This is a genomic window from [Roseibacterium] beibuensis (assembly GCF_039542305.1).
GTDB classification, from domain to species: Bacteria; Pseudomonadota; Alphaproteobacteria; order Rhodobacterales; family Rhodobacteraceae; genus Roseibacterium; species Roseibacterium beibuensis.
Window position 1 is genome coordinate 79,414 of sequence record NZ_BAABHW010000002.1, and the last position, 22,623, is coordinate 102,036.

At 66.2% G+C, this 22,623-nt stretch carries 19 protein-coding genes and 1 tRNA gene; 10 read left to right on the plus strand and 10 right to left on the minus strand.

Translation table 11 applies throughout. From position 1 onward, the window contains the following. Nucleotides 1–77: 77 nt before the first annotated feature. On the minus strand, nt 78–1,967 hold the full coding sequence (gene prpE, locus ABD923_RS06790) for a propionate-CoA ligase PrpE (RefSeq protein ID WP_259549924.1): 1,890 nt from the start codon (nt 1,965–1,967) through the stop codon (nt 78–80). Nucleotides 1,968–2,164: 197 nt separating this feature from the next. On the opposite strand from prpE, the gene ABD923_RS06795 reads away from it, so the two are divergent. Next, nucleotides 2,165–2,416 (plus strand): hypothetical protein, encoded by a 252-nt coding sequence (locus ABD923_RS06795; RefSeq protein WP_222192006.1) that lies wholly within the window; start codon nt 2,165–2,167, stop codon nt 2,414–2,416. Nucleotides 2,417–2,482: 66 nt separating this feature from the next. Here ABD923_RS06795 and ABD923_RS06800 read toward each other — a convergent pair whose 3' ends face one another. Together ABD923_RS06800 and ABD923_RS06805 are read right to left on the minus strand one after the other, a co-directional pair. After that, nucleotides 2,483–4,762, minus strand: a complete 2,280-nt coding sequence (locus ABD923_RS06800) for an NADP-dependent malic enzyme (RefSeq protein ID WP_259549925.1) — start codon at nt 4,760–4,762, stop codon at nt 2,483–2,485. 69 nt (nt 4,763–4,831) lie between these two features. Then, nucleotides 4,832–5,599 (minus strand): NAD kinase, encoded by a 768-nt coding sequence (locus tag ABD923_RS06805; protein WP_259549926.1) that lies wholly within the window; start codon nt 5,597–5,599, stop codon nt 4,832–4,834. Nucleotides 5,600–5,844: 245 nt separating this feature from the next. Here ABD923_RS06805 and glyA point away from each other — a divergent pair, with 245 nt between their 5' ends. Both glyA and ABD923_RS06815 read left to right on the plus strand, forming a co-directional pair. Continuing rightward, complete coding sequence (gene glyA, locus ABD923_RS06810; protein ID WP_259549927.1) at nt 5,845–7,140, plus strand: serine hydroxymethyltransferase; 1,296 nt, start codon at nt 5,845–5,847, stop codon at nt 7,138–7,140. Between the two features lie 190 nt (nt 7,141–7,330). After that, a complete protein-coding gene (locus ABD923_RS06815) occupies nt 7,331–8,377 on the plus strand; it encodes a fatty acid desaturase (protein WP_259549928.1) in 1,047 nt (348 codons plus the stop codon). Between the two features lie 79 nt (nt 8,378–8,456). Here ABD923_RS06815 and ABD923_RS06820 read toward each other — a convergent pair whose 3' ends face one another. After that, entirely contained in the window at nt 8,457–9,038 is a 582-nt protein-coding gene (locus tag ABD923_RS06820; RefSeq protein ID WP_259549929.1) for a TetR/AcrR family transcriptional regulator, read from the minus strand. A 115-nt stretch (nt 9,039–9,153) separates the two neighbouring features. Between ABD923_RS06820 and ABD923_RS06825 the strand changes: the two genes are divergently transcribed. The 7 genes from ABD923_RS06825 to ABD923_RS06855 all read left to right on the plus strand — a co-directional run bounded on the left by ABD923_RS06825 (nt 9,154) and on the right by ABD923_RS06855 (nt 14,970). Next, nucleotides 9,154–9,420, plus strand: a complete 267-nt coding sequence (locus ABD923_RS06825; protein ID WP_222192013.1) for a hypothetical protein — start codon at nt 9,154–9,156, stop codon at nt 9,418–9,420. An 85-nt stretch (nt 9,421–9,505) separates the two neighbouring features. Further along, complete coding sequence (locus ABD923_RS06830; RefSeq protein WP_259549930.1) at nt 9,506–10,792, plus strand: homoserine dehydrogenase; 1,287 nt, start codon at nt 9,506–9,508, stop codon at nt 10,790–10,792. Nucleotides 10,793–10,796: 4 nt separating this feature from the next. After that, nucleotides 10,797–11,483: a ceramidase gene (locus ABD923_RS06835; protein ID WP_259549931.1), complete on the plus strand. Its 687-nt coding sequence runs from the start codon at nt 10,797–10,799 to the stop codon at nt 11,481–11,483. Nucleotides 11,484–11,556: 73 nt separating this feature from the next. Beyond that, nucleotides 11,557–12,522: a class II fructose-bisphosphatase gene (glpX, locus tag ABD923_RS06840; protein WP_259549932.1), complete on the plus strand. Its 966-nt coding sequence runs from the start codon at nt 11,557–11,559 to the stop codon at nt 12,520–12,522. Nucleotides 12,523–12,525: 3 nt separating this feature from the next. After that, nucleotides 12,526–13,080, plus strand: coding sequence for a cysteine hydrolase family protein (locus ABD923_RS06845; RefSeq protein WP_259549933.1), 555 nt, complete (start codon nt 12,526–12,528; stop codon nt 13,078–13,080). Next, on the plus strand, nt 13,077–14,819 hold the full coding sequence (recJ, locus tag ABD923_RS06850) for a single-stranded-DNA-specific exonuclease RecJ (protein WP_259549934.1): 1,743 nt from the start codon (nt 13,077–13,079) through the stop codon (nt 14,817–14,819). The genes ABD923_RS06845 and recJ overlap by 4 nt, the downstream gene beginning before the upstream one ends. A 76-nt stretch (nt 14,820–14,895) precedes the next feature. After that, a tRNA-Glu gene (locus ABD923_RS06855) sits at nt 14,896–14,970 on the plus strand. Between the two features lie 404 nt (nt 14,971–15,374). Here the strand turns inward: ABD923_RS06855 and ABD923_RS06860 are convergent. The 6 genes from ABD923_RS06860 to ABD923_RS06885 all read right to left on the minus strand — a co-directional run bounded on the left by ABD923_RS06860 (nt 15,375) and on the right by ABD923_RS06885 (nt 22,623). After that, nucleotides 15,375–16,022, minus strand: coding sequence for an ATP-binding protein (locus ABD923_RS06860; RefSeq protein ID WP_259549935.1), 648 nt, complete (start codon nt 16,020–16,022; stop codon nt 15,375–15,377). A gap of 213 nt (nt 16,023–16,235) precedes the next feature. After that, complete coding sequence (locus tag ABD923_RS06865) at nt 16,236–16,571, minus strand: Hpt domain-containing protein (protein ID WP_259549936.1); 336 nt, start codon at nt 16,569–16,571, stop codon at nt 16,236–16,238. A gap of 45 nt (nt 16,572–16,616) precedes the next feature. After that, nucleotides 16,617–17,792 (minus strand): M20 family metallopeptidase, encoded by a 1,176-nt coding sequence (locus tag ABD923_RS06870; RefSeq protein WP_259549937.1) that lies wholly within the window; start codon nt 17,790–17,792, stop codon nt 16,617–16,619. A gap of 72 nt (nt 17,793–17,864) precedes the next feature. Further along, nucleotides 17,865–19,226 carry an NADH-quinone oxidoreductase subunit N gene (locus ABD923_RS06875; RefSeq protein ID WP_259549938.1) on the minus strand — a complete coding sequence of 454 codons (1,362 nt, stop codon included), beginning with the start codon at nt 19,224–19,226 and terminating at the stop codon, nt 17,865–17,867. Beyond that, on the minus strand, nt 19,223–20,680 hold the full coding sequence (locus tag ABD923_RS06880) for a complex I subunit 4 family protein (protein ID WP_259549939.1): 1,458 nt from the start codon (nt 20,678–20,680) through the stop codon (nt 19,223–19,225). The genes ABD923_RS06875 and ABD923_RS06880 overlap by 4 nt, the downstream gene beginning before the upstream one ends. Next, a complete protein-coding gene (locus ABD923_RS06885) occupies nt 20,671–22,623 on the minus strand; it encodes an NADH-quinone oxidoreductase subunit 5 family protein (RefSeq protein WP_259549940.1) in 1,953 nt (650 codons plus the stop codon). Before ABD923_RS06885 ends, ABD923_RS06880 begins: the two co-directional genes overlap by 10 nt.

Consider the following 22,623-nt stretch of genomic DNA (forward strand, 5'->3'; position numbering starts at 1 on the left):
AAGCCGGCCCGAGGGCTGGCTTTCGAGATTGGCTAGCGATGGCTGCGCCCGGGGCGGGCGACTGCCGCAATATCAGGTCAGCCGCCGTAACCCAGCGGCTTCACGGCCTCGGCGATCTCGTCGAGGATAGCCGGGTCGTCGATCGTCGCGGGCATCTTGAAATCCTCGCCATCGGCGATCTTGACCATCGTGCCACGCAGGATCTTGCCCGAGCGGGTCTTGGGCAGACGATCAACCACGACCGCCAGCTTGAAGGCGGCGACCGGGCCGATCTGGTCGCGCACCATCTTCACGCAATCCTTGACCACCTGCTCCGGGGTCGTTTCAGCGCCCTTGTTCAGGCAGAGGAAGCCCATCGGAAGCTGCCCTTTCAGCGTATCGGTCACGCCGATCACGGCGCATTCGGCCACATCCGCATGGGCGGCCAGAACCTCTTCCATCGCGCCGGTCGACAGGCGGTGGCCCGCGACGTTGATGACGTCATCGGTGCGCGCCATGATGTAGAGATAGCCGTCCTCGTCGATCATGCCGGCGTCGCCGGTCTCGTAATAGCCCGGGAAATGGGTGAGGTACGCCTTGCGGAACCGCTCTTCCGCCTCCCACAGGGTGGGCAGCGTGCCCGGCGGCAAGGGCAACTTGACCGCGATGGCGCCCAACTCGCCGGGTTTCATCGGGTGGCCACCCTCGTCGAGGATGCACACGTCATATCCCGGCATCGCCACCGAGGGGGAGCCGATCTTGACCGGCAGCTTCTCGATCCCGAGTGGGTTGCCCGCGATGGCCCAGCCGGTTTCCGTCTGCCACCAGTGATCGATCACCGGCACGCCCAGCTTGTCCTGCGCCCATTCGATCGTGTCCGGGTCGGCCCGTTCGCCAGCGAGGAACAGGGACCGAAGGCTGGAGAGGTCGTAGTCGCCCACAAGGCTGCCGGTCGGATCGTCACGCTTGATCGCGCGGAACGCCGTCGGCGCGGTAAAGAGGCAGCGCACCTTGTGATCCTGGATCACACGCCAGAAGGTCCCGGCATCGGGGGTGCCCACGGGCTTGCCCTCGAACACGACAGTCGCGCATCCAAAGGTCAGCGGGCCGTAACAGATATAGCTGTGGCCCACGACCCATCCGACATCGGAGGCGGCCCAGAAAACCTCGCCGGGGTTCATGTCGTAGAGGTTGCGCATCGTCCAGTTCAGCGCGACAGAATGGCCGCCCGTGTGGCGCACGACCCCCTTGGGCTGCCCCGTCGTTCCGGAGGTATAGAGGATGTAGAGCGGGTGGTTGCCCTCGACCGGGACGCAATCCGCCGGTTCGACGCCATACTGGAAGCCGTGCCAGTTGACGTCCCGCCCCTCTTCGAGATGGGCCACCTCCTGTTCGCGCTGGTAGACGACGCAGAAATCCGGCTGGTGGGTCGATTGTTCGAGCGCGCCGTCGAGCAGCGGCTTGTAGTGGACGACCCGGCCAGGCTCGATCCCGCAGGATGCGGCGATAATGCATTTCGGTTTGCAGTCGTCGATTCGCACCGCAAGTTCATGCGAGGCGAACCCGCCGAAGACGACCGAGTGAACGGCACCGAGACGGGCGCAGGCCAGCATCGCCTCAAGCGCCTCCGGGATCATCGGCATGTAGATGATCACCCGGTCCCCCTTTTCGACACCCTTCGCGCGAAGGGCCCCGGCCAGCGTCGCGACGCGGTTGCGCAATTCGACGAAGGTCATCTCGCGTTTCGTGTGGGTGACGGGGCTGTCGTAGATGATCGCGGTGCGATCGCCATGCCCGGCCTCGACGTGGCGGTCCACGGCGTTCCAGCAGGCGTTCAGCTTGCCATCGGCGTACCACTCGTAAAGCGGTGCGTTCTCGTCGAAGAGGGCTTTGGACGGCTGGACGTCCCAGTCGATGCCCTTTGCCGCCTCCATCCAGAATGCTTCTGGGTCGCGCTTGGCGGCCTCGTAGATCTCGCCGTAGGCCATGATGCTGTCCCTCCTCCTCCGTGTCGGTAATTTCCTATCGTTTAAATGGCGCATCGCGCAATTACGAGACCCACAAGCGACATGAGAGCGCTAACGTATACATTGGAACACCGCCTTATCGTCGCAGTGCGACACCCCGCCCCTCGCATCACATTCAGAACTTTTTATATGTGTCGGTAGCGAACAGGAGATTATCAATGACAACCATGCCCGACGCCCCGCAGCAGCGGTGGATCACCCGCCATGTCACCTATCGTCTGCCGGTCATCGGCCGCATGGCGCGCGAGGTCGTGGATGGCCCCGTGGACAACGCCTTCGCCGCCATCTTCGGGATCGTGGCGGCTATCGCCTCGGCGGTTCTGATGTTCGGCTATCCCGCCCTGATCTTCGTCGGGCTGGCCGCGACCGCGCTGATGTTCATCACGCTGGTGCGCATCACCCTCGGGTAACCCGGTTGCGTCCATTCAGGCTCCTCTCTGGATGGACGCTGTAACGGCTGAGGACTCTCCTCCCCCTCAGCCGTAATGGGCCACGGGCGTCCCGGCGAGCGCCGAGATGTTCAGAAGACCGCGCGCGGTGATCGATGGTGTCACGATATGCGCGCGGTTGCCCATCCCCATGAGAATGGGACCAACCTCCAGACCGCCTGCCTTGGCTTTCAACGTGTTGCGCGTCGCACCAGCCGCATCGGTCGACGCGAAGATCAGCGCATTCGCGGGGCCATTCAGCCGCGAGTTGGGGAAGATCCGTTCGCGCAACTCGGGGTCCAGCGCACTATCGACGTGCATTTCGCCTTCGTAGGTGAACGAGCGTGGCTGTGAATCGAGAATGTCGAGCGCGGCGCGCATCCGGCGCCCGCTGTCGCTTTCGAGATTGCCGAACTGGCTACCCGAACACAGCGCGATCTGCGGCTCGACCCCGAAGCGCTTGATGTGACGCGCCGTGGCACAGACCGTTTCGGCGATCTGCTCGGGGCTGGGCACGGGGTGGACCTGCGTGTCGCCCACGAACAGCGGACCATCTTCAAGGATCATCAGGCTGAGCGCGCCGACGGGCGTCAGGTCGGGCGTTTCAAGAAGCTGCGAGACGTAATTCAAGTGCCAGAGATACTGACCGAAAGTGCCGCAGATCAGCGAATCCGCCTCGTCGCGATGGACCATGACGGCGCCGATGGCGGTGGTGTTGGTGCGCATGATGGCGCGGGCGAGGTCAGGGGTGACGCCGCGGCGCTGCATCACCTCGTGATAGGTGCCCCAATAATCGCGGTAGCGGGGGTCGTTTTCCGGGTTCACCAGTTCGAAATCGATGCCCGGCCGCACCGTCAGGCCCGCCCGTTCGATCCGCAGGTCGATGGCTTCGGGGCGGCCGATCAGGATCGGTTTGTCCGTCGTCTCCTCCAGCATGGCCTGCGCGGCCCGGAGCACGCGTTCGTCTTCGCCCTCGCAGAACACGATCCGGCGCGAGGTGCCGGACGCCGCCTCGAACACCGGGCGCATGATCAGCGCAGAGCGGAAGACAGACTGGTTCAACCGGTCGCGATAGGCCCCGAGGTCGTCCAGCGGTCGCGTGGCGACCCCAGAGTCCATCGCGGCCTCGGCCACGGCCCCGGCAACGACGGCGATCAGACGCGGGTCGAAGGGTTTGGGGATCAGGTATTCCGGCCCGAAGGTCAGTTGCTCACCGGCATAGGCCGCCGCCGCCTCGGCACTGGTCGTGGCCCGGGCCAGCGCCGCGATGCCCTCGATGCAAGCGATCTGCATGGCGTCGTTGATCTCGGTCGCACCGACATCCAGCGCGCCGCGGAAGATGAAGGGGAAACACAGGACGTTGTTGACCTGGTTCGGAAAATCGCTGCGCCCCGTGGCGATAACGGCATCTGGCGCAACCGTGCGAACCTCGTCGGGCAGGATTTCCGGCGTGGGGTTTGCCAAGGCGAAGACGACGGGGCGATCCGTCATCTTGCTCACCATCTCGGGCGTCAGCACGCCGGGCCCCGACAGGCCAAGGAACATGTCCGCGCCTTCGATCACCTCGTCGAGGCTTTTGGGGTCGGACCCTTGCGCATACTCGGCCTTCTGCGGGGTCATGCCGACCTCGCGCCCGTTATAGATCAACCCGTCGATATCGCAGAGCCAGACATTCTCGCGCTTGAGGCCGAGCTTGAGCAGCATGTTCAAACACGCGATCCCCGCCGCGCCGCCGCCCGTCGAGACAAGCTTGATATCCTCGAATTTCTTGCCGACGACCCGAAGCGCGTTGGTGGCGGCGGCGCCGACGACGATGGCCGTGCCGTGCTGGTCGTCATGGAACACCGGGATATTCATCCGCTCGCGGCACAGCCGTTCAACGATAAAACAATCTGGCGCCTTGATGTCTTCGAGGTTGATGGCCCCGAAGGTCGGCTCCAGCGCGCAGACGATGTCGGCCAGCTTCTCGGGGTCCGGTTCGTTGATCTCGAGGTCGAAGCAATCAATATTCGCGAATTTCTTGAAGAGGACGGCCTTGCCCTCCATCACCGGCTTGGATGCCAGCGCACCGATATTGCCAAGCCCCAGAACCGCCGTGCCGTTCGAGACGACGGCAACGAGATTCCCGCGCGAGGTGTAGCGGGCGGCATTGACCGGATCTGCCTTGATTTCAAGGCTGGCCTCGGCCACGCCGGGGCTGTAGGCGCGCGACAGGTCGCGCCCGTTGGCCAGCGGCTTTGTGGCGCGGATCTCCAGTTTCCCGGGGCGGGGATGCTCGTGATAAAACAGCGCGGCGGCGCGCAGGGCCTCGTGTTTTTCTTCGTTCATGATGTCCCTCCGGTCTGGATGGTTTAGCCTTAAACCATGTCCGCGCGACGGACCAGAGACGCCGAGACCTCAGACGAATTGTTCGCGGATCAGGCGTTCCTCCAGCCCGTGACCCGGATCGAACAGGATCCGATGCGCGACATCCGGCTCGGACCTGACCTCGACCGAGGCGACGTCGCTGACCGCGCGGCTGTCGGCATCGGCCATCACGGGCCGCTTGTCGGGGTCGATCACCTCGATCCGAACCACCGCTCTTTTGGGCAGCAGCGCGCCGCGCCAGCGCCGGGGGCGAAAGGCGGCGACGGCGGTGATGGCCAGCACGTCGGACCCGATGGGCAGGATGGGTCCGTGGGCCGAGTAGTTGTAAGCAGTGGACCCGGCGGGCGTGCACACAAGCGCGCCATCGCAGACCAGTTCCTCCATCCGCAGGCGCCCGTCGACATAGATCTTGAGCTTTGCGGCCTGCGGACCGGCGCGCAGCAGGCTGACCTCGTTGATAGCCAGCGCCTCGTGGGCGGTGCCATCCACGGCGATCGCACGCATGTGCAGCGGGTTGATGACCTCTTCCTCGGCGGTCTCCAGACGGTCGATCAGACCGTCTTCGCGGTATTCGTTCATCAGAAAGCCGACGGTGCCGCGGTTCATGCCGTAAACCGGGGCCTCGATCTGCTGCGTGGCGTGCAGGGTCGCCAGCATGAACCCGTCGCCCCCAAGCGCCACGATGACATCGGCCTCTTCCGGTGCGAAATCGCCGTAACGCGCGGTCAGGCGCGCCTTGGCGTCCTGCGCGAGGGGCGTGTCCGAGGCCAGAAAGGCGATATTGCGGGCCGCGGGCATCCGGCACCTCCGGGTTTTCTGCCCTGCCGGGCCGTCTAACGGTCGGACCATCGCGCGGGCAGGCCCGAAACTCAATCCCGGATGAGGGACAGCGGCACAGGATTGTTCCGGTCACCGTGACGCTCCCGCGTCATTAATCACCGCTTTCCGCCCTTCCCCGCACCGGCCCCATGCCCTAAACCAAGCGGCAATTGGCCCTGCCCTGCGGCGCGGCCCCGCTGCCACCCCTCGAAAGGAGGATGACCATGAACGCCTCTCACCGTGACGAAGGTTTCTTCACCGAAAGCCTTGAGACCCGCGACGCCGAGATCTTCGACGCGATCCAGAAGGAGCTGGGTCGCCAGCGCGACGAAATCGAACTGATCGCCAGCGAGAACATCACCTCCGCCGCCGTGATGGAGGCGCAGGGGTCGGTGATGACGAACAAGTATGCCGAAGGGTATCCGGGCCGCCGCTACTACGGCGGGTGCCAGTTCGTCGATATCGCGGAGAACCTCGCAATCGACCGCGCCAAGCAGTTGTTCAACTGCGGCTTCGCCAATGTGCAGCCCAACTCGGGCAGCCAGGCCAACCAGGGCGTGTTCACGGCACTTCTGACGCCGGGCGACACGATCCTGGGCATGAGCCTCGATGCCGGTGGTCACCTGACCCATGGCGCCAAGCCGAACCAGTCGGGCAAGTGGTTCAACGCCGTGCAATACGGCGTGCGCGAAAGCGACCTTGAAATCGACTACGACCAGATCGCAGCCCTTGCGGCCGAGCATCGGCCCAAGATGATCATCGCGGGCGGCTCGGCCATTCCGCGCATCATCGATTTCGCCCGCATGCGCGAGATTGCCGACACCGTCGGCGCCTACCTGCTGGTGGACATGGCGCATTTCGCAGGGCTCGTGGCCTCGGGGCACTACCCGTCGCCCTTCCCCCATGCGCATGTGGCGACGACCACCACGCACAAGACCCTGCGCGGTCCGCGCGGCGGCATGATCCTGACCAATGACGAGGACATCGCGAAAAAGGTCAACTCGGCCATTTTCCCCGGCATCCAGGGCGGGCCGCTGATGCACGTGATCGCGGGCAAGGCCGTGGCCTTCGGCGAGGCGCTGCGCCCCGAGTTCAAGGACTACCAGACCCAGGTCATCAAGAACGCGCAGGCGCTGGCCGATCAGCTGATGCAGGGCGGCCTCGACATCGTGACCGGCGGCACCGATACGCACCTGATGCTGGTGGACCTGCGCCCCAAGGGCGTGAAGGGCAACGCGACCGAGAAAGCCCTCGGGCGCGCGCATATCACCTGCAACAAGAACGGCATCCCCTTCGACACGGAAAAGCCGATGATCACCAGCGGCATCCGCCTCGGCAGCCCCGCAGGCACGACGCGCGGTTTCTCGGAAGAAGAGTTCCGCCAGATCGGGCGCTGGATCACCGAGGTGGTCGATGGGCTTGCCGCCAATGGCGAGGATGGCAACAGCGCCGTCGAGGACAAGGTGAAGTCGGAAGTCCTGGAACTCTGCGAGCGTTTCCCGATCTATCCCAATCTCTGACGCACACGGCGCGCCCGCGCCAAGTCTGACAAGCTATTCGCCGCCCACGCCTAAGCGTCGGGCGGCGTTTTCTTGCGGGGCTTTCAAATGCATGTCACCTTGCAGAGGCAAGGTGCGCATCTAGGTGGACGGTGGCTGGGAAACGTATGCGCGCCCAGCGATGATCTGTCCTTGGACCGAGACTGATGCCATGACTGCCGATTCGCCAATCCGCCCCCGGATCACCCCCGAATATCGACAAGAGGCCGAGCGCGAGATACGCGCCTTTGTCCGCGACTGGACCGCGCGCGACGACCGGCTGGCCAGCCTGAGTTATGTCGCGACCTTTGCCGTCTACTTCCTGACGCTGTGGGCCGCCGTGGCTTCGTGGCCGACATGGTGGCTGATCGCCCCGTTGGTCGTGATCAACGCCACGGCTGGCGTGCGGCTCTACGTGCTCCAGCATGATTGCGGGCATGGATCGCTGTTCACATCCAAGCATGCGAACGACCTTGCGGGACATGCGCTTTCAGTTTTCACGCTGACGCCCTACCGGGTGATGAAGCACAATCACAACCAGCACCACTCGCATCTGGGAAACCTGGATGAGCGTGACACGACCGAGATCCTGACGCTGACGCGTCGCGAATGGAGTGAGGCCGGACCGTGGCGGCGCCTCTACTACCGGATCTACCGAAACCCGTTGATCATGATCCCGATCGGGGGGCTGTTTACCTACGTGCTCGCTTATCGCTGGCCGAAGAACGCGGGAACGGTCGATGCGCGCGGAGTTCTGCTGCACAACGCGGGTCTGGTCGCATGGGTCGCCCTGCTGTGGCTTCTGGGGGGCTGGCCAGCGATGGCGATCTACGCGTCCACCGTTTTCATTGCCGGCTGCATCGGCGTGTTCCTCGTCTACCTTCAGCACAATTTCGAGGACACGTGGTGGGACCGTAAACCCGATTTGAACCCGGCCCGGGCCGCGCTACAGGGGTCATCTGCCCTCGATCTGGGATGGTGGTTCGACCTTGCCGTGGCGAACATCACCTATCACGACATCCACCATTTCAACGCCAATATCCCCAGCTATCGCCTGCGGGCCTGCCACCGCGCCCTGCGCGAGAAATACGAGGTGCAGACCATCGGCTGGGCCGAGGCGCTGCGGTCCTTCACGCTGAAGCTCTGGGACGAGGAGCAGGAGCGACTGGTCCCCTTCCCGCGCGAGGCCCGGCACCGGCCCGTGGTCAGCGGGGCATGAATGCGCTCAGGTTGACGAAACAGAGGGACGCGACAACGGGTTCGACAGAACCCTGATCATGGACGTTGCAGGACCGGCCTCAAGCCGCCACGGCCTTGCGGACCATGTCCCAATAGATGCCCTCGACCGCGGCGCGGTTCAGCCGTCCGCCTTCGCGATACCACGTGGTAACGCCGGTCAGCATGGCGATCAGCGCCATCGTGGCGAGCTTGGTATCGGGCACGGCGAACACGCCGCTTTGCTGTCCCGCGCGCAGGATCGCCTCGAGCCGGTCCTCGTAATCCCGACGCAGGCCCTCGATCACGGCGAAATTCTCGGGCGTGAGATTGCGCAATTCCATATAGGCGATGAAGACGAGTTCCGGCCGGCCGAGATGGAACCGGATATGGTGGCGGACGAAATCCTCCAACTGATCCGTCGGCGGCGCATCGGGCGCCTGCCAGTCGGCCAGCAGCTCTTCCATGTGGTCGCGCATCAATTCGAACAGCAGCGCCTGCTTGTCAGAGGTGTAGAGGTAGAGCGCACCGGCCTGCACCCCGACCTCGGCTGCGATCTGGCGCATCGAGACGGCGGCAAACCCGTGCCGCGCGAACAGGCGCAGCGCCGCGTCGCGCACCTTGGGGCCGGTGATATCGGCGTGAGAGCCCTGTTTTCGTGCCATGTCCGCCAGATTATCTGAACATGCGTTCAATTCAACTGTCGAAGGGGGCCGGAAAGCGCCGCCGCGTCGCCTTGCGTGCTGGACTTGCGCGGGCACATGGGGTTACCTCTGGCGCATGCGACGCCGCTTGCCCCTTGCCCTTTCGACTGCCGCCGCGCTGGCGCTCGCGGCCTGTTCCAGTGGCATGCCCGATCTCGACTCGCGGCTGACGGAGGCATCGCGCAACGCGCCCTACCCCGAATTGGTGCCGCTTGGCCCGCTTCTGGCACAGGTGGACGCCCTGTTGCCGCGCAGCGCGGCCGCCGAGGGGCAAAGCCTCGAGTCCCGCGCAGCAGACCTGCGCCGCCGGGCCGCGCAACTCCGCCGCATGTCGATCTCCTGATCCGAGACAGCCTCGCGTTGAACCCGCTGCGCGAAGCGGCTAACAGATGCGGGATCGTGCCTGTCTGATATTCCGGAGACCCCACATGACCGACCCTATCCGCCTTGGCATCGCGGGGCTTGGCACCGTGGGCGCGGGCGTCGTGAAAATCGTGCAGCGACAAGCCGACCTGCTGGCCGCGCGCTGCGGACGCCCGATCGAGGTCAGCGCGGTTTCCGCGCGGTCGCGCGACAAGGATCGCGGCGTCTCGCTCAAGGCCTACGCGTGGGAGGATGACCCGGTCGCCCTCGCCCGCCGCGACGATGTCGATGTCTTCGTCGAATTGATGGGCGGCTCGGACGGCCCTGCCAAGGCCGCGACCGAGGCCGCGCTTGCCGCTGGCAAGCATGTGGTCACCGCAAACAAGGCGCTTCTGGCGCATCACGGGCAGGCCATGGCCGAAGCGGCCGAAGCGGCGGGCGTCGCCCTGCGCTACGAGGCGGCGGTGGCTGGCGGCATTCCCGTCATCAAGGCCCTGCACGAGGGGCTGGCCGCCAACGCCATCACCCGCGTGATGGGCGTGATGAACGGCACCTGCAACTACATCCTGACCCGGATGGAACTGGCCGGCCTCACCTATGAGGAGGCTTTTGCCGAGGCCGACGGGCTTGGCTATCTCGAGGCGGACCCGGAACTGGACGTGGGCGGCATCGACGCGGGCCACAAGCTGTCGATCCTCGCCTCCATCGCGTTTGGCACGCAGGTCGCCTTCGACGACATGACGCTGGAAGGCATCGGTCGCATTTCCATCGACGATATCCGGCAGGCGGGCGATCTGGGCTACAAGATCAAGCTCTTGGGCGTGGCGCAGATGACCGGCCGAGGGCTGGAACAGCGCATGACCCCCTGCCTCGTGCCCGCGACGTCGCCCATCGGGCAATTGGTCGGCGGCACGAACATGGTCGTGATCGAGGGCGACGCTGTCGAGCAGATCGTGCTGCGCGGCCCCGGCGCGGGCGAAGGGCCGACCGCCAGCGCCGTGATGGGCGATGTCTGCGATATCGCGCGCGGGATCGTCCTGCCGGTCTTCGGCCAGCCGGCGACAAGCCTGAAACACGCGCCCGCCGCAACCGCCGAGGCACCGGAGAGCTATTACCTGCGGATGGAGCTTCTGGACAAACCCGGGGCGCTGGCCAAGGTGGCGACCGTTCTGGGCAATAACGGCATCTCGATCGACCGCATGCGCCAATACGATCATTCCGGCGAGAACGCGCCGGTTCTGATCGTCACGCACAAGACTGCGCGGGGTGATCTGGACGCGGCCCTGTCCGCCCTTCCCGGCACCGGCGTGATGGTCGGCGAGCCCGTGGCGTTGCGCATCGTCGACCTCTGAGACGATGGATTGGCTGGCCCCTGTCGACATCTACTGTGAACGGGTCGGCACGGGGTTCTGGGCCGAGCCTTGGAACGCGTGGTCGAACCTCGCCTTCATCGCGGCGGCGATCTGGGGCGGGGTGACGGCGGCACGGCTTGGCATCCGCCACTGGGCGGCATGGCTGCTGATCGTGCTGGCCGGGCTGATCGGGGTCGGATCGTTCCTGTTTCACACCTTTGCAAACACCTGGTCCGCGCTGGCCGATGTTGTCCCGATCTGGACATTCGTCGCGACCTTCGTCCTGGCCGGGATGCGCTATATCGGCGGCATGCCGCCAGTGCGGGTGGCCGGCGTCTCGCTGGCCGTCGTGACGGTGGCCGTGCTGATCGCGCGTCTGGCAATGGGCGAGGGCAGCACCGAGCCTGCCGGGCCGGACCCGTTGAACGGCTCGGCGCAATACGCCCCCGCCCTCTTGGCGCTGGCCACCTTTGCCCTGCTCACTTGGCGGTGGAGCCATCCTGCCGCGCCCTGGCTTTTGGCTGCGACGGGCGTGTTCCTTCTGTCGCTGATCCTGCGCACCGTGGACCGCGATTTGTGCGAGGCTTTGCCGCTCGGCACGCATTTCCTGTGGCATGTGCTGAACGGGGTGATGATCGGCCTTCTTCTCCAGATGCTCTTGCGCACCGGGGGACTGGCGCGACTACGTTAGCGCACCCATCCTTGCCCCTTTGCGCCCCGGCGGGTAAGTCCGAGGCCAAGCCCCTTTCACGCAAGGATATCCCATGTCGCACCCCGTAGATTTCAACGACCGCATGTTGTCGCTGGGCCTTGCCCGCGTGTCGGAGGCCGCCGCCATCGCCTCGGCCGACTGGGTCGGGCGCGGCGATGAAAAGGCCGCGGACCAGGCTGCCGTGAACGCCATGCGGGAACAGTTGAACAAGCTGGAGATCGAGGGCGTCGTCGTCATCGGCGAAGGCGAACGCGACGAGGCGCCGATGCTTTATATCGGGGAAGAAGTCGGCGCCGGGGACGGCCCGGCGGTGGATATCGCGCTGGACCCGCTGGAAGGGACGACGCTCACGGCCAAGGATATGCCGAACGCGCTGACCGTCATCGCCATGGGCCCGCGCGGCACGATGCTGCACGCCCCCGACGTCTACATGGACAAGCTGGCCATCGGCCCGGGATATCCCGAGGGTGTGGTCAGCCTCGACATGTCGCCCGCCGACCGGGTCCGCGCATTGGCCGAGGCACGCGGCTGCGCCGCCGCCGACATTACTGTCTGCGTGCTGGAACGCCCCCGCCATGCCGAGATGATCGCCGAGATCCGCGAAACCGGCGCCGCGATCCGCATGATCACCGATGGTGACGTGGCGGGCGTGATCCATTGCGCCGAGGCCGAGATCACCGGCATCGACATGTATATGGGCCAAGGCGGCGCGCCCGAGGGCGTTCTGGCCGCCGCCGCGCTGAAATGCATGGGCGGGCAGATGTGGGGCCGACTGTTGTTCCGCAACGATGACGAACGTGGCCGCGCCGCCAAGGCGGGCATCACCGACCTCGACAAGGTCTACACGCGCGACGAGATGGTGACCGATAACGTGATCTTCGCTGCGACCGGCGTGACGGATGGCTCGATCCTGCCGGGGATCAAGCGCGAACCCACGCACCTGACGACCGAAACCATCCTCATGCGGTCCAAGACCGGGTCCGTCCGGCGCATGGTCTATCGCAACCCCAAGCGCTGAGGCATGGCGGCGACGCTGATCCTGATCGACATCCAGAGCGGGTTCGATGCGCCCGGCTGGGGCGCGCGCAACAATCCCGACGCCGAAACGCGCGCCGGTGCGCTCTTGGCCCATTGGCGAACGGCAGGCGCGCCGCTGGTGCATATTGCCCATCGCTCGGTCGAACCCGGCAGCCCGCTGTCGGGCGACGGGGTGGCCTTCAAGCCGGAGGTCGCACCGCTGCCCGGCGAAGTCGTCTTCGAAAAGCGGGTCAACAGCGCCTTCATCGGCACGCCGCTCGACGGGCACCTGCGCGGGCTTGGCGCGCGCGATCTGGTGATCTGCGGACTGACCACGCCTCACTGCGTCTCGACCACCTGCCGGATGGCGGCCAACCTCGGCTTCTCCGTGCAGTTGGTACATGACGCCTGCGCGGCCTTTAGCGGGAATGCGGATACAGGCTGGTCCGACCTGCCGCCATTGAGTGCCGAGGAGATCCACGTCAGCGCGATCTCCCACCTGCATGGCGAGTTCGTCGACGCCGTATCGACGGAGCGCCTGCTGGAGCACGCGTCATGACCGCATTCCTTGGCGTGACGGACTCCCTCACCGGTCGGCGCTGGATTGGCCCCGGCGTCGAGACCGAACGCCTCGCCGCCGCGCTGACCCAGGGCGCAGGATTGGAACCGCCCGTGGCCGCCGTATTGGCGCAACGCGGCGTGACGCCCGAGGAAGCCGCGGGCTTCCTTGCCCCAGCGCTACGCGATCTGCTTCCCGACCCGATGGTGCTGAAAGACATGGACCCGGCGGCAAAACGGCTCTTGGCCGCCCTGCGCGGGCGCGAACGCATCGCGATCTTCGCGGATTACGACGTCGATGGCGGCTCCTCCGCCGCGCTCCTGATCTGCTGGCTGCGCGAGATGGGGCTTGAGGCGACCCTCTACGTGCCCGACCGCATCGACGAAGGCTATGGCCCGAACGACGCTGCGATGGAGGCGCTGGCCCGCGACCATGACCTCATCGTCTGCGTCGATTGCGGAACGCTGTCACACGGGCCCATCGCGGCGGCCAAGGGGGCGGACGTGATCGTGCTGGACCATCATCTTGCCGCCGCCGACCTGCCCGACTGCGTTGCTGTCGTGAACCCGAACCGGCAGGACGAAACGGGGGATCTGGCCCATCTCTGCGCGGCGGCTGTCGTCTTCCTCGTGCTGGTCGAATTGAACCGCCGCCTGCGCGAGGCCGGTGTGAAAGGCCCCGACCTGATGGCGATGCTGGACCTCGTGGCGCTGGCGACCGTGGCCGATGTCGCCCCGCTGACCGGGGTGAACCGGGCCTTCGTGCGGCAGGGCCTCGTGGTCATGGGCCGGCGGCAGCGGCCCGGGTTGGTGGCCCTGTCGGACGTGGCGCGGCTGGACCGCCCGCCGGCCAGCTATCACCTTGGCTTCGTGCTGGGGCCGCGGGTGAACGCAGGGGGACGGATCGGCCAGGCCGATCTGGGTGCGCGGCTTCTCTCGACGGCGGATGCGGGCGAGGCCGCGGCGCTGGCCAAGCGGCTGGATGACCTCAACACCGACCGGCGCGAGATCGAGGCGCGGGTGCGCGAGGCCGCGCTGGCGCAAGCGGCGGAACGCGGCCTCGACGCGCCGCTGGTCTGGGCGGCGGAAGACGGCTGGCACCCCGGTGTGGTGGGGATCGTCGCAAGTCGCCTGAAAGAGCACACGCACCGCCCCGCCATCGTGATCGGCTTCGACGGGGACGAGGGCAAGGGATCTGGCCGCTCGGTCTCGGGGGTGGACCTCGGCGCATCGATCCAACGCCTTGCGGCCGAGGGGCTGATCGAGAAGGGCGGCGGACACAAGATGGCGGCGGGCCTGTCGCTGACCCGGGCACAGCTGGAACCGGCGATGGCGCGCTTGAGCGCGTTGCTGGCCAAGCAGGGGGCCGGCACGGGCGGCGCGGGGGACCTGCGACTCGACGGCGTGATGATGCCCGGAGCCGCCAGCCCCGAGTTGATCGAGAAGATCGAGGCCGCAGGCCCCTACGGCGCGGCGGCCCCTGCCCCGCGCTTCGCCTTCCCCTCCATGCGCATCCGCATGACGCGCCCCGTGGGCGACGGCCACCTCAAGCTGGCCTTCACCGATGGCGGCACCGGCAGCATCGATGCGATCTGCTTCGACGCGCAGCGCCTCGGCCTCGACGCGCTGCAAGCCCACCAGGGCCGCCCGGTCCACCTGGCGGGCCGGGTCGAGCTCAATCACTGGAACGGTCGCGCCCGGGTTCAGCTGCGGCTGGAAGACGCCGCCTGGGCCGAATGAAAAATACATCGCCGGGACGAAAGAATCCTCTTGAACCCCCCGCGTGGTTTTTCTAAACACCGCGCACGCCAAGCGTGGCCCGTTCGTCTATCGGTTAGGACGCCAGGTTTTCAACCTGGAAAGAGGGGTTCGATTCCCCTACGGGCTGCCACTTCTCACAAAAATTTTTGGTCACAGGATTCTGCAAGAGCCGATGTGATCAATGCAATATCCCGTGCTCCATCCTGAATACGGCAGGGCGCACTTGATCTACCCTGCGGCCCTATCGGCCCATGTGCTACACAGTTGCTCTCACCCACGCGGCGTTCTGTGACCTTGGGAACACAGAGGCCGCTGGCGTCCCGGATTTCGGCACCGAACATCGCATCAGCGAAACCCGTCTCTCTCTGCTCTACTTTGTAAACTCATCGCAGCAACTTCGGCGGAGAGCAGATTACTCGCATTCTGAAGGCGCGCGGTGGCCCAGGGCAATGACACCCCGCATCTATAAGACGAAGGCGTATCGCTATGCGATGATCGCAATGGCGCCAACAGACCGACCCGACCAAACGGGGCTCATTGCAGCTCCTTAATGAACTCGTCCAGTATCGCCAGCTTTTCCTCATCCGGCATCTCGGCATCGAGTGTCAGAACGGGGCGACCGTAGGCTTCAAGCTCTTTGGCCTGCCGTTGTCTGAACGCGAGGCTGTCCTCGATCTGCTTGATCAGCTTTTTGTCATTCGAGCCATCCGTAGTGTCCCCCATTGCCCACCGGGTTTCACCGCGCTCCTTGGATTGGTCGAGGATGCGTTGCGGATCGCCGGTCAGGTTGACGAAGGCACGAAGCGCCATGAAGCTTTTGAAGTCTCCCGGGTAGTGCTTTGCGATTTTTTGAAATTCCACGCCAAAATGCTGGAAAACACCCTCTTCGAGGACGGCAGGGGTCGGCAGGGCATTCATCGCGGCCACGTCGATGGTGAGAACCCGGCCGAAATACCGCACGCGGGTCACACGTTTCAGCATGTCGTTGGACTCTCGTAGCACCCGTTGCAGCTTGCCCTGCAAGAAGTACTCGTGGATCAGCGTGGACTGATATGGCTTCGAAAGGTCTATGGCATTGCGGTGGGTCCAGGTTTCCTGGCGGTGCGCCAGGAAGGTGTCGATGAATGTCGTCTTGCCGACACCGCTCGGACCGATGAATTCGAGTAGTAAGTTTGCAGTCAATACGTCCCCTCGCCTTGGACTTGTAACCAAAGGCCCCATGCCTTGCCTGATGTGTTGGCGCTACAATACATCGCCTTCTGGAAACTTCTACAGGATCGGCGCTGAGCCGCCCGGCTGCGTGGTCAGCGTTGGCTGTCCGTGCATGGTCGGTTTTTCTGGGTCCATCTGAACGAGGGTGCCCCGGGCCGAAGGGCGGCAAACCCAGCGCGACGCCTATGATCCAGCAGGCCTTGCGGAGGCTTCGCGCGTTTCCGTCCAGATTTGCCCGAGCGGGGCCAACAGGGGGGCCATATCGGGGTCCTCCGATTTTGCCCGAGGCGCGATCCGTGCGAGCGCCTCATGCAAGGCGAGGGCACCGAAGGTCGCGGCGGCGCCGGCCAGCTTGTGCTCCGTCTCGGCCGGTTCCGACAGGTTCAGGAGCGGTTTGTCCGCCGCGGTCAGGGCGTGGACGGCCTCATCCGCCTCTGCAAGGAACCGCGGCAATAGGCGATCCGCCACGGGCTGGCCAAGGTCGGCGGTAAACGCATCCACCCGGCTGTCGTCGAGCAAAGGGCTCGAGGGTGTGTCTGCGTCGGCCTCGACGGGCGCGCGGTGTCAGGACTGGCCCATGAGATCGAGGATGGACGCGAGGTAGATTTGCGTGGCCTTCTCCATCTGTTCCACCGCGACCCACTCGTCGCAGCTATGCGCTTGTTCCAGATGGCCGGGGCCGCAGATGACGGCCGGGCAGCCGAGGTTCGGCGCATCGGTCGCTCCGGGAAAGGCCCCGACCCGGGCAGGGCTGCCCGTCACCGCCGCCGTCGCGTGAACAAGGGCCTGCACCAAGGGGGAGGTCTGGGGCGTATCGAGCGCGCCAGACAACAAGGTGGGCGCGGAGACGGTCGCCCGCAGATCGGGCAAACGGTCCGACAGCGCTTCCAGGCGGGCCTCGTAATCGGCCAGGATCGCCTCGGGGCTTTCGCCGGGCAGGAACCGCCGGTCGACCTCCAACGCGCAGGTCGCGGGAATGGCCGAGGCGATGGTGCCGCCGCGGATCACGTTCATGGAAAACCGCCCATGGCCGCAAAGCGGATGGGCCGGGCCATCGCTCTGAAGCGCGGCGTCGAGGTCCGCGAAGGCCACGATCACCTGCGCCATATGTTCGACCGCGTTCACCCCCAGTTCGGGGCGCGAGGAATGGGTGGCCACCCCCTCGGTCCGGATGACGGTGCATAACTGCCCCTTGTGAGCGGGACAGATGGCAAGACCAGTGGGCTCACCGACGATGGCGAAATCGGCAGCGGGTCCATGGCTGCCCCAATCGCGGGAGCCGATCATCTGGTCTTCTTCGTCGCACAGCCCCGCGATCAGAAGGTCCCCCGGCAGGTGCCTATCGCCCTCCTGCAACAGGCGGACGACCTCGAGGTAGCACGCGATGGCCGCTTTCATGTCGCAGGCCCCGCGCCCGGTGACGCGACCCTCGGCGATCCGCGGCGCGTGGGCGTCGGGGTATCCCTCCGTGCCCACCGTGTCGAGATGCGCGGCCAGAAGGACCGTGGGCCCCTGCCCCGTGCCACGCAGGCGGCCCCAGACATTCGGGCGGCCGGGGGCCACGTCGCGGCGTCCCGTCTCCAGCCCAAGCGCATCGAGGTGCGCCACGAGGTCTTGGGCCATCTCCTCTTCGCGGTGCCCCGGTCCGGGGGGCTCCGCGAACGGGTTGACCGACGGGATCGCCACCATCCGCGCGAGATCGGCGGTCAGGCGCTCGGCGCGCGGGGCTCCATGGGTCATCGCATCGGCCTTTTGGTCGGGTCGCTCCCCGGCACCCTGCCCCCGATCGCGCGCCCTGCCAAGACCTGCGCCCTAGGGCATCGACGCGGCGACGAGGCTGGTCAGCGGTTCCGGGTAAAGGCCGAGCGTGATGAGCAACGCGATCGATGCCGCCATGGCCGCCGCATCGGCCCGGTTCAGGGTCGCGCGCGGCGCAGGCTGCCTTGGCGCCGTGAAGATGCGCACGGCGAACCGCAGGTAGTAGGCAAAGCCAAGAGCCGAGCCGATGGCCGCGATGACAAGTGGTCCCCAGGCGGCTTCTCCCGCGAGGGTCGAGAACAGGTAGATCTTGGCGACAAACCCCACCGCCGGCGGCAAGCCCGCCATGGACAAAAGCGCCACGCCCAGGGCCACCCCGGCCAGGGGCCGCGACCAGGCGAGGCCGCGCAGATCCTCGAGCCGCGTTCCGGCGCCCATCAACCCGGCAACGGCGAAAGCCGCGACGATGGCGGGCGCGTAGCTGGCCACGTAGACCAGCACGGTCTCGCCCATCAACTCACCCCCCACCGACAGGACCAGCGCGATGTATCCGGAATGCGCGATGGAGGAATAACCCAGCATCCGCAGCAGGTTGTCCTGCCGCAGCGCCGCCAGATTGCCAAGGATCACGGCGGCACCGCCCGCCAGCAGAAGGCCAAGCGTCCAGATTTCCGGCGCGGGCAGGCTCAGGCCGATACGCAAGGCTGCAATGGCGACGGCGATCTTGGAGATCGACCCCGCGATGGCCCCGACCGGGGCCGGAGCGCCCGCGAAAAGGTCGGGCGACCACATGTGAAAGGGCACAAGCGCGAATTTCACGGACAGCCCCACCAGAACGAAGGCAAGTCCGATTGCGGCGACCGGCCCGTCGACCGACCACGCATCGAGCCGCAGGCTGCCCGACGCGCCAAAGCCGAAGACCAGGCCCATCAGCAGCGCCCCGGCCCCCACCCCCGCGATCAGGAAGAGCTTGTACCCGGCCTCGACCGCCGCTTCGGTTCGCGGCATCAGCGCCAGCGCCACCATGGGCAAGGTCGTCAGCTCCAGCCCCAGAAACAGGGTCGCGCCGTGATTGGCCGAGGCCAGCGCAACCCCGCCCGCAGCCGCGATCGCGACCAGCGCGGGCCCCTCGCGCCCGGTACAGATGGTCCGGGTAAAGCTGAGGATGCCGAGGCCGGCGGCGGCCGCCAGGACGGACCCGAGCCGCGCCATGCCGTCATCGGCCAGCAGCATGCTGATCGGGGCCTCGGGCGCACCGAGGCGGGCAAGCAGGATGACGACGGCCAGCGCCATCGGCAGGGCCGCGGCGATGCGTACCCGTGGCGTCGGCTGGATCGGGGCCAACACCATGGAGAGGATCGCGGCAAGCCCCAGCAGGACGAGCGGTGCGACCGACCAGATGGAGCCGTCCGTCATGGCGCACCCACCCCCAGCGGCAGAAGCGCCGCGTCAATGGCCGGGCGCAGCCAGCCGATCAGGACCTGCGGGAAGAGGCCGAAGACGATGGTGCCGGCCCCAAGCGCGATGATCGGCCAAAGCTCGTAGGGCTTGAGGTCTTCGAAGACGGCGGTCTCGGATTTCGGCTTGCCGAAGACGATCGCCCCGATCAGGCGCGTGGCATAAACGACCGAGACGACCAGCGAGACCAGCGCGATCGCGGCGAAGGCCCAGTTGACCTGGAACATGCCGGTAATCACAAGCGCCTCGCCAAGGAAGTTCGCGGTGCCGGGCATGGCCAGCGCGGCGGCAAAGAACACCGCGAAGGAGGTCGCGAAGGCCGGGGCGGTTTTCTGCAAGCCGCCCAATTCGCGCAGGTCGCGGGTGCCGGTGCGGTGCTGCAAGGCCCCGATCAGCAGGAAGAGTGCCGAGGACGAGAACGCGTGGGCGATCATCTCGACCCCTGCGCCGGCCAGCGCGAAATGCACCCCGCCGCACACACCCATCAAGACGATGCTCATATGCGCGATGGAGGTGTAGGCGATCAGGCGTTTTGCATCGACCTGCCCACAGGCAAGGATCGCGCCGTAAACCACGCCGAAAGCGCCCAGTGCCATGCCGTAGGGGGCAACGGCCATCAGCCCCTCGGGGAACAAAAGCGGCGGGAAGCGGAACAGGCCATAGGCGCCGGTCTTGAGCAAAAGACCCGCCAGCAGGATCGAACCCGCCGTGGGGGCCTGCGTGTGGGCGTCGGGCAACCAGGCGTGGAAGGGCGGCACCGGAAGCTTGACCATGAAGGCCAGCGCGAAGCCCAGAAGCAGGATCACCTGCACCGGCGTGGAATACCCGGCCTCGGACAGCACGAAGGCATCGAAGGTGATCTCGGGCGCGGTGGCCCCCATCCAGAAAACGGCCGCCAACAGGCCAAGGCCCGCCACCGCGTTGAAAACCAGGAATTTCATCGCCGCGTGTTCGCGGTTGCCGTGCCCCCACAGGCCGATCAGCAGGAAGGCCGGGATGATCATCAGCTCCCAGAAGAAGGCGAAGACCAGAAGGTCGAAGGCAAGGAACACCCCGTTCGCCGCGGCAACCGTCCAGCAGATCACGGCGTGATACATGGCCGATCGGTGCGTCACCTCCCAGGAGATGAAGACACAGACGATGCCGAGGATGGACGAAATCGCCAGCATCGCCGCCGATAGCCCGTCCATCGCCAGAAGAACCTGGATGCCGAAGGACGGCGCCCAGTCGGCCTGCACAAGTTGCAACCAGCGCCCGCTGTCACCATTCAGCGTGCTGAAGATCAGCACCAGAAGCGTCAGCGCCATCACCGCGATCGTGCCATAGCGTTCGAAATCGCGTCCGAAACGAGGCGCGAAGAGCACGGCCAGCCCCCCGAAGAAGGGCAGAAGAATCTGTAAGCTCAACCCCATGTCATTCCCCATCCCAGAATTACGAGAACGCCCAGCCCCATCGCGAGACCCAGCGCATAATCACGCAGCCGACCGCTCTGCAGCCGCCGCGTCCAAAGTCCGGCACGCCGCGCTTCGCGCGCGCCGCGCATGATGACCGTGTCGAAACGGTCAGGCATGAAAGGTGCGGTCACGACCCGCGCCAGCCACAGGCCGAAGACCACGGTGGCGGTCCCCACGGGGTCGCCCATGCCGCCCTCCTGTGCCTCGGGGCCCTCGCCGATATGCTTGCCGAGGCGCCCGTCGCGGCCCGACAGCAAGCGCACGATCCGGCGATAGGGCCGCACGAGGAAGGCGTAGTAGATCGCATCCATCTGCATCCCTGCCCGCAGGCGGCGCGCGCGTTTGATACGGGCGCTCCAGGACGGGATGAAGGTGACGGCGACCGACCCGATCAGGCCGGTGATGGCGGCCAGCGCGCCCATGACCTCGATGCCAAGGCCGGCATGGGGGGCATGGCCGCCCATCTCGTGGATGATCGGCTCGACCAGAAAGCCACCCAGCACCGACATGATGGCAAGGAAGATCAGCGGCGCGACGGCCAGCCAGCTTTCATGGCCCTTGGGCGCGTCATGTCGCGGTTTACGCAAGGCGCAGAGCACGGGGCGGTAGGCATAGACCCCGGTCAACGCGGCCCCGCCCAGCGCGACCAGCCACAGGAACTGCCCGAACGGGCCGGCCTCGACCGCGGCGCCAAGGATGGCCTCCTTGGACCACCAGCCCGCCGACAGGATCGGAAAGCCCGCCAGCGCCATCGCGCCCACGGTATAGGTCGCGAAGGAGATCGGGGCGACATAGGCCGTGCCGCGCAGCTTCTCGATCTCGGTCGACCCGCCCCCGGCATGCGACAGCACCCCCGCCGCCATGAAGAGAAGCGACTTGAAAAAGGCGTGGATGACGAAATGCGCCATGGCGACACCCGGCGCGCCCATCCCCACGGCCAGCAGCATGTAGCCGATCTGGCTGATCGAGGAATAGGCCAGCAGGCGCTTCACATCGGTCTGCGCGATGGCACAGAGCGCCCCGAACAGCGCGGTGGCGACACCGGCGATGGCGGTTGCGGCCGCCACGCCCGGCGTTGCCTCGATCAGCGGCGCGAAGCGGGCAAGCAGCACCGCGCCCGCCGCAACCATCGTGGCCGAGTGCAGCAGGGCCGAAACCGGCGTCGGCCCGGCCATCGCCGTGGGCAGCCATGTCTGGAACGGCAATTGCGCCGATTTGCCAAGCGCCCCCACCAGCAACAGCACCGCGATGATGGCCGCGCGGCTTTCCTCGGCGGCAAGACCCGCCGGAATCAACTCGTCCATGCGCACCGAGGTCGCTTCGAGGAACAGCAGCAGCAGACCGGCCAACAGCGCCGCGTCGGCGATGCGGGTCATGACGAAGGCCTTCTGCCCGGCGGCGAAGGCGCGCGGCGAGGTCATGTTGTAGGAAATCAGGAAGAAGGAGCAGAGGCCCATCAACTCCCACCCGAGGAAGAAGACGATACTGTCGGCGGCCAGCACCATCGACAGCATGCCTGCCTGGAACAGGTTCATCAGGGCGAAGAAGCGGCGCAGATCGGCCACGCGCGCGCCCGACATGTAGTCGGCGGCGTAGATCATCACGCAACTGGCCACGACCGTGACGGTGCTGGCGCCGATGGCGCTCAGCGGGTCAAGCTGCATGGCAAGCGCCACCTCGTACTGGCCGAAGTTCAGCGTGAAGACCGGGGCGACCATGTCGCCGACAGCGCCCGTGAAATAGGCGATGGCCAGCGGCAGGAACAGGACCAGCGGCGCGATCCCGGCGGCCAGCGACACGGCCAGCACCGGGCGGCGATCCAGCCGGTAGGGATCGAGCGCCAGAAGAAGGAACCCGCCCAGCGGCGGCAGCGGCACGAGGAGAAGGAGATAGGCCAGCAT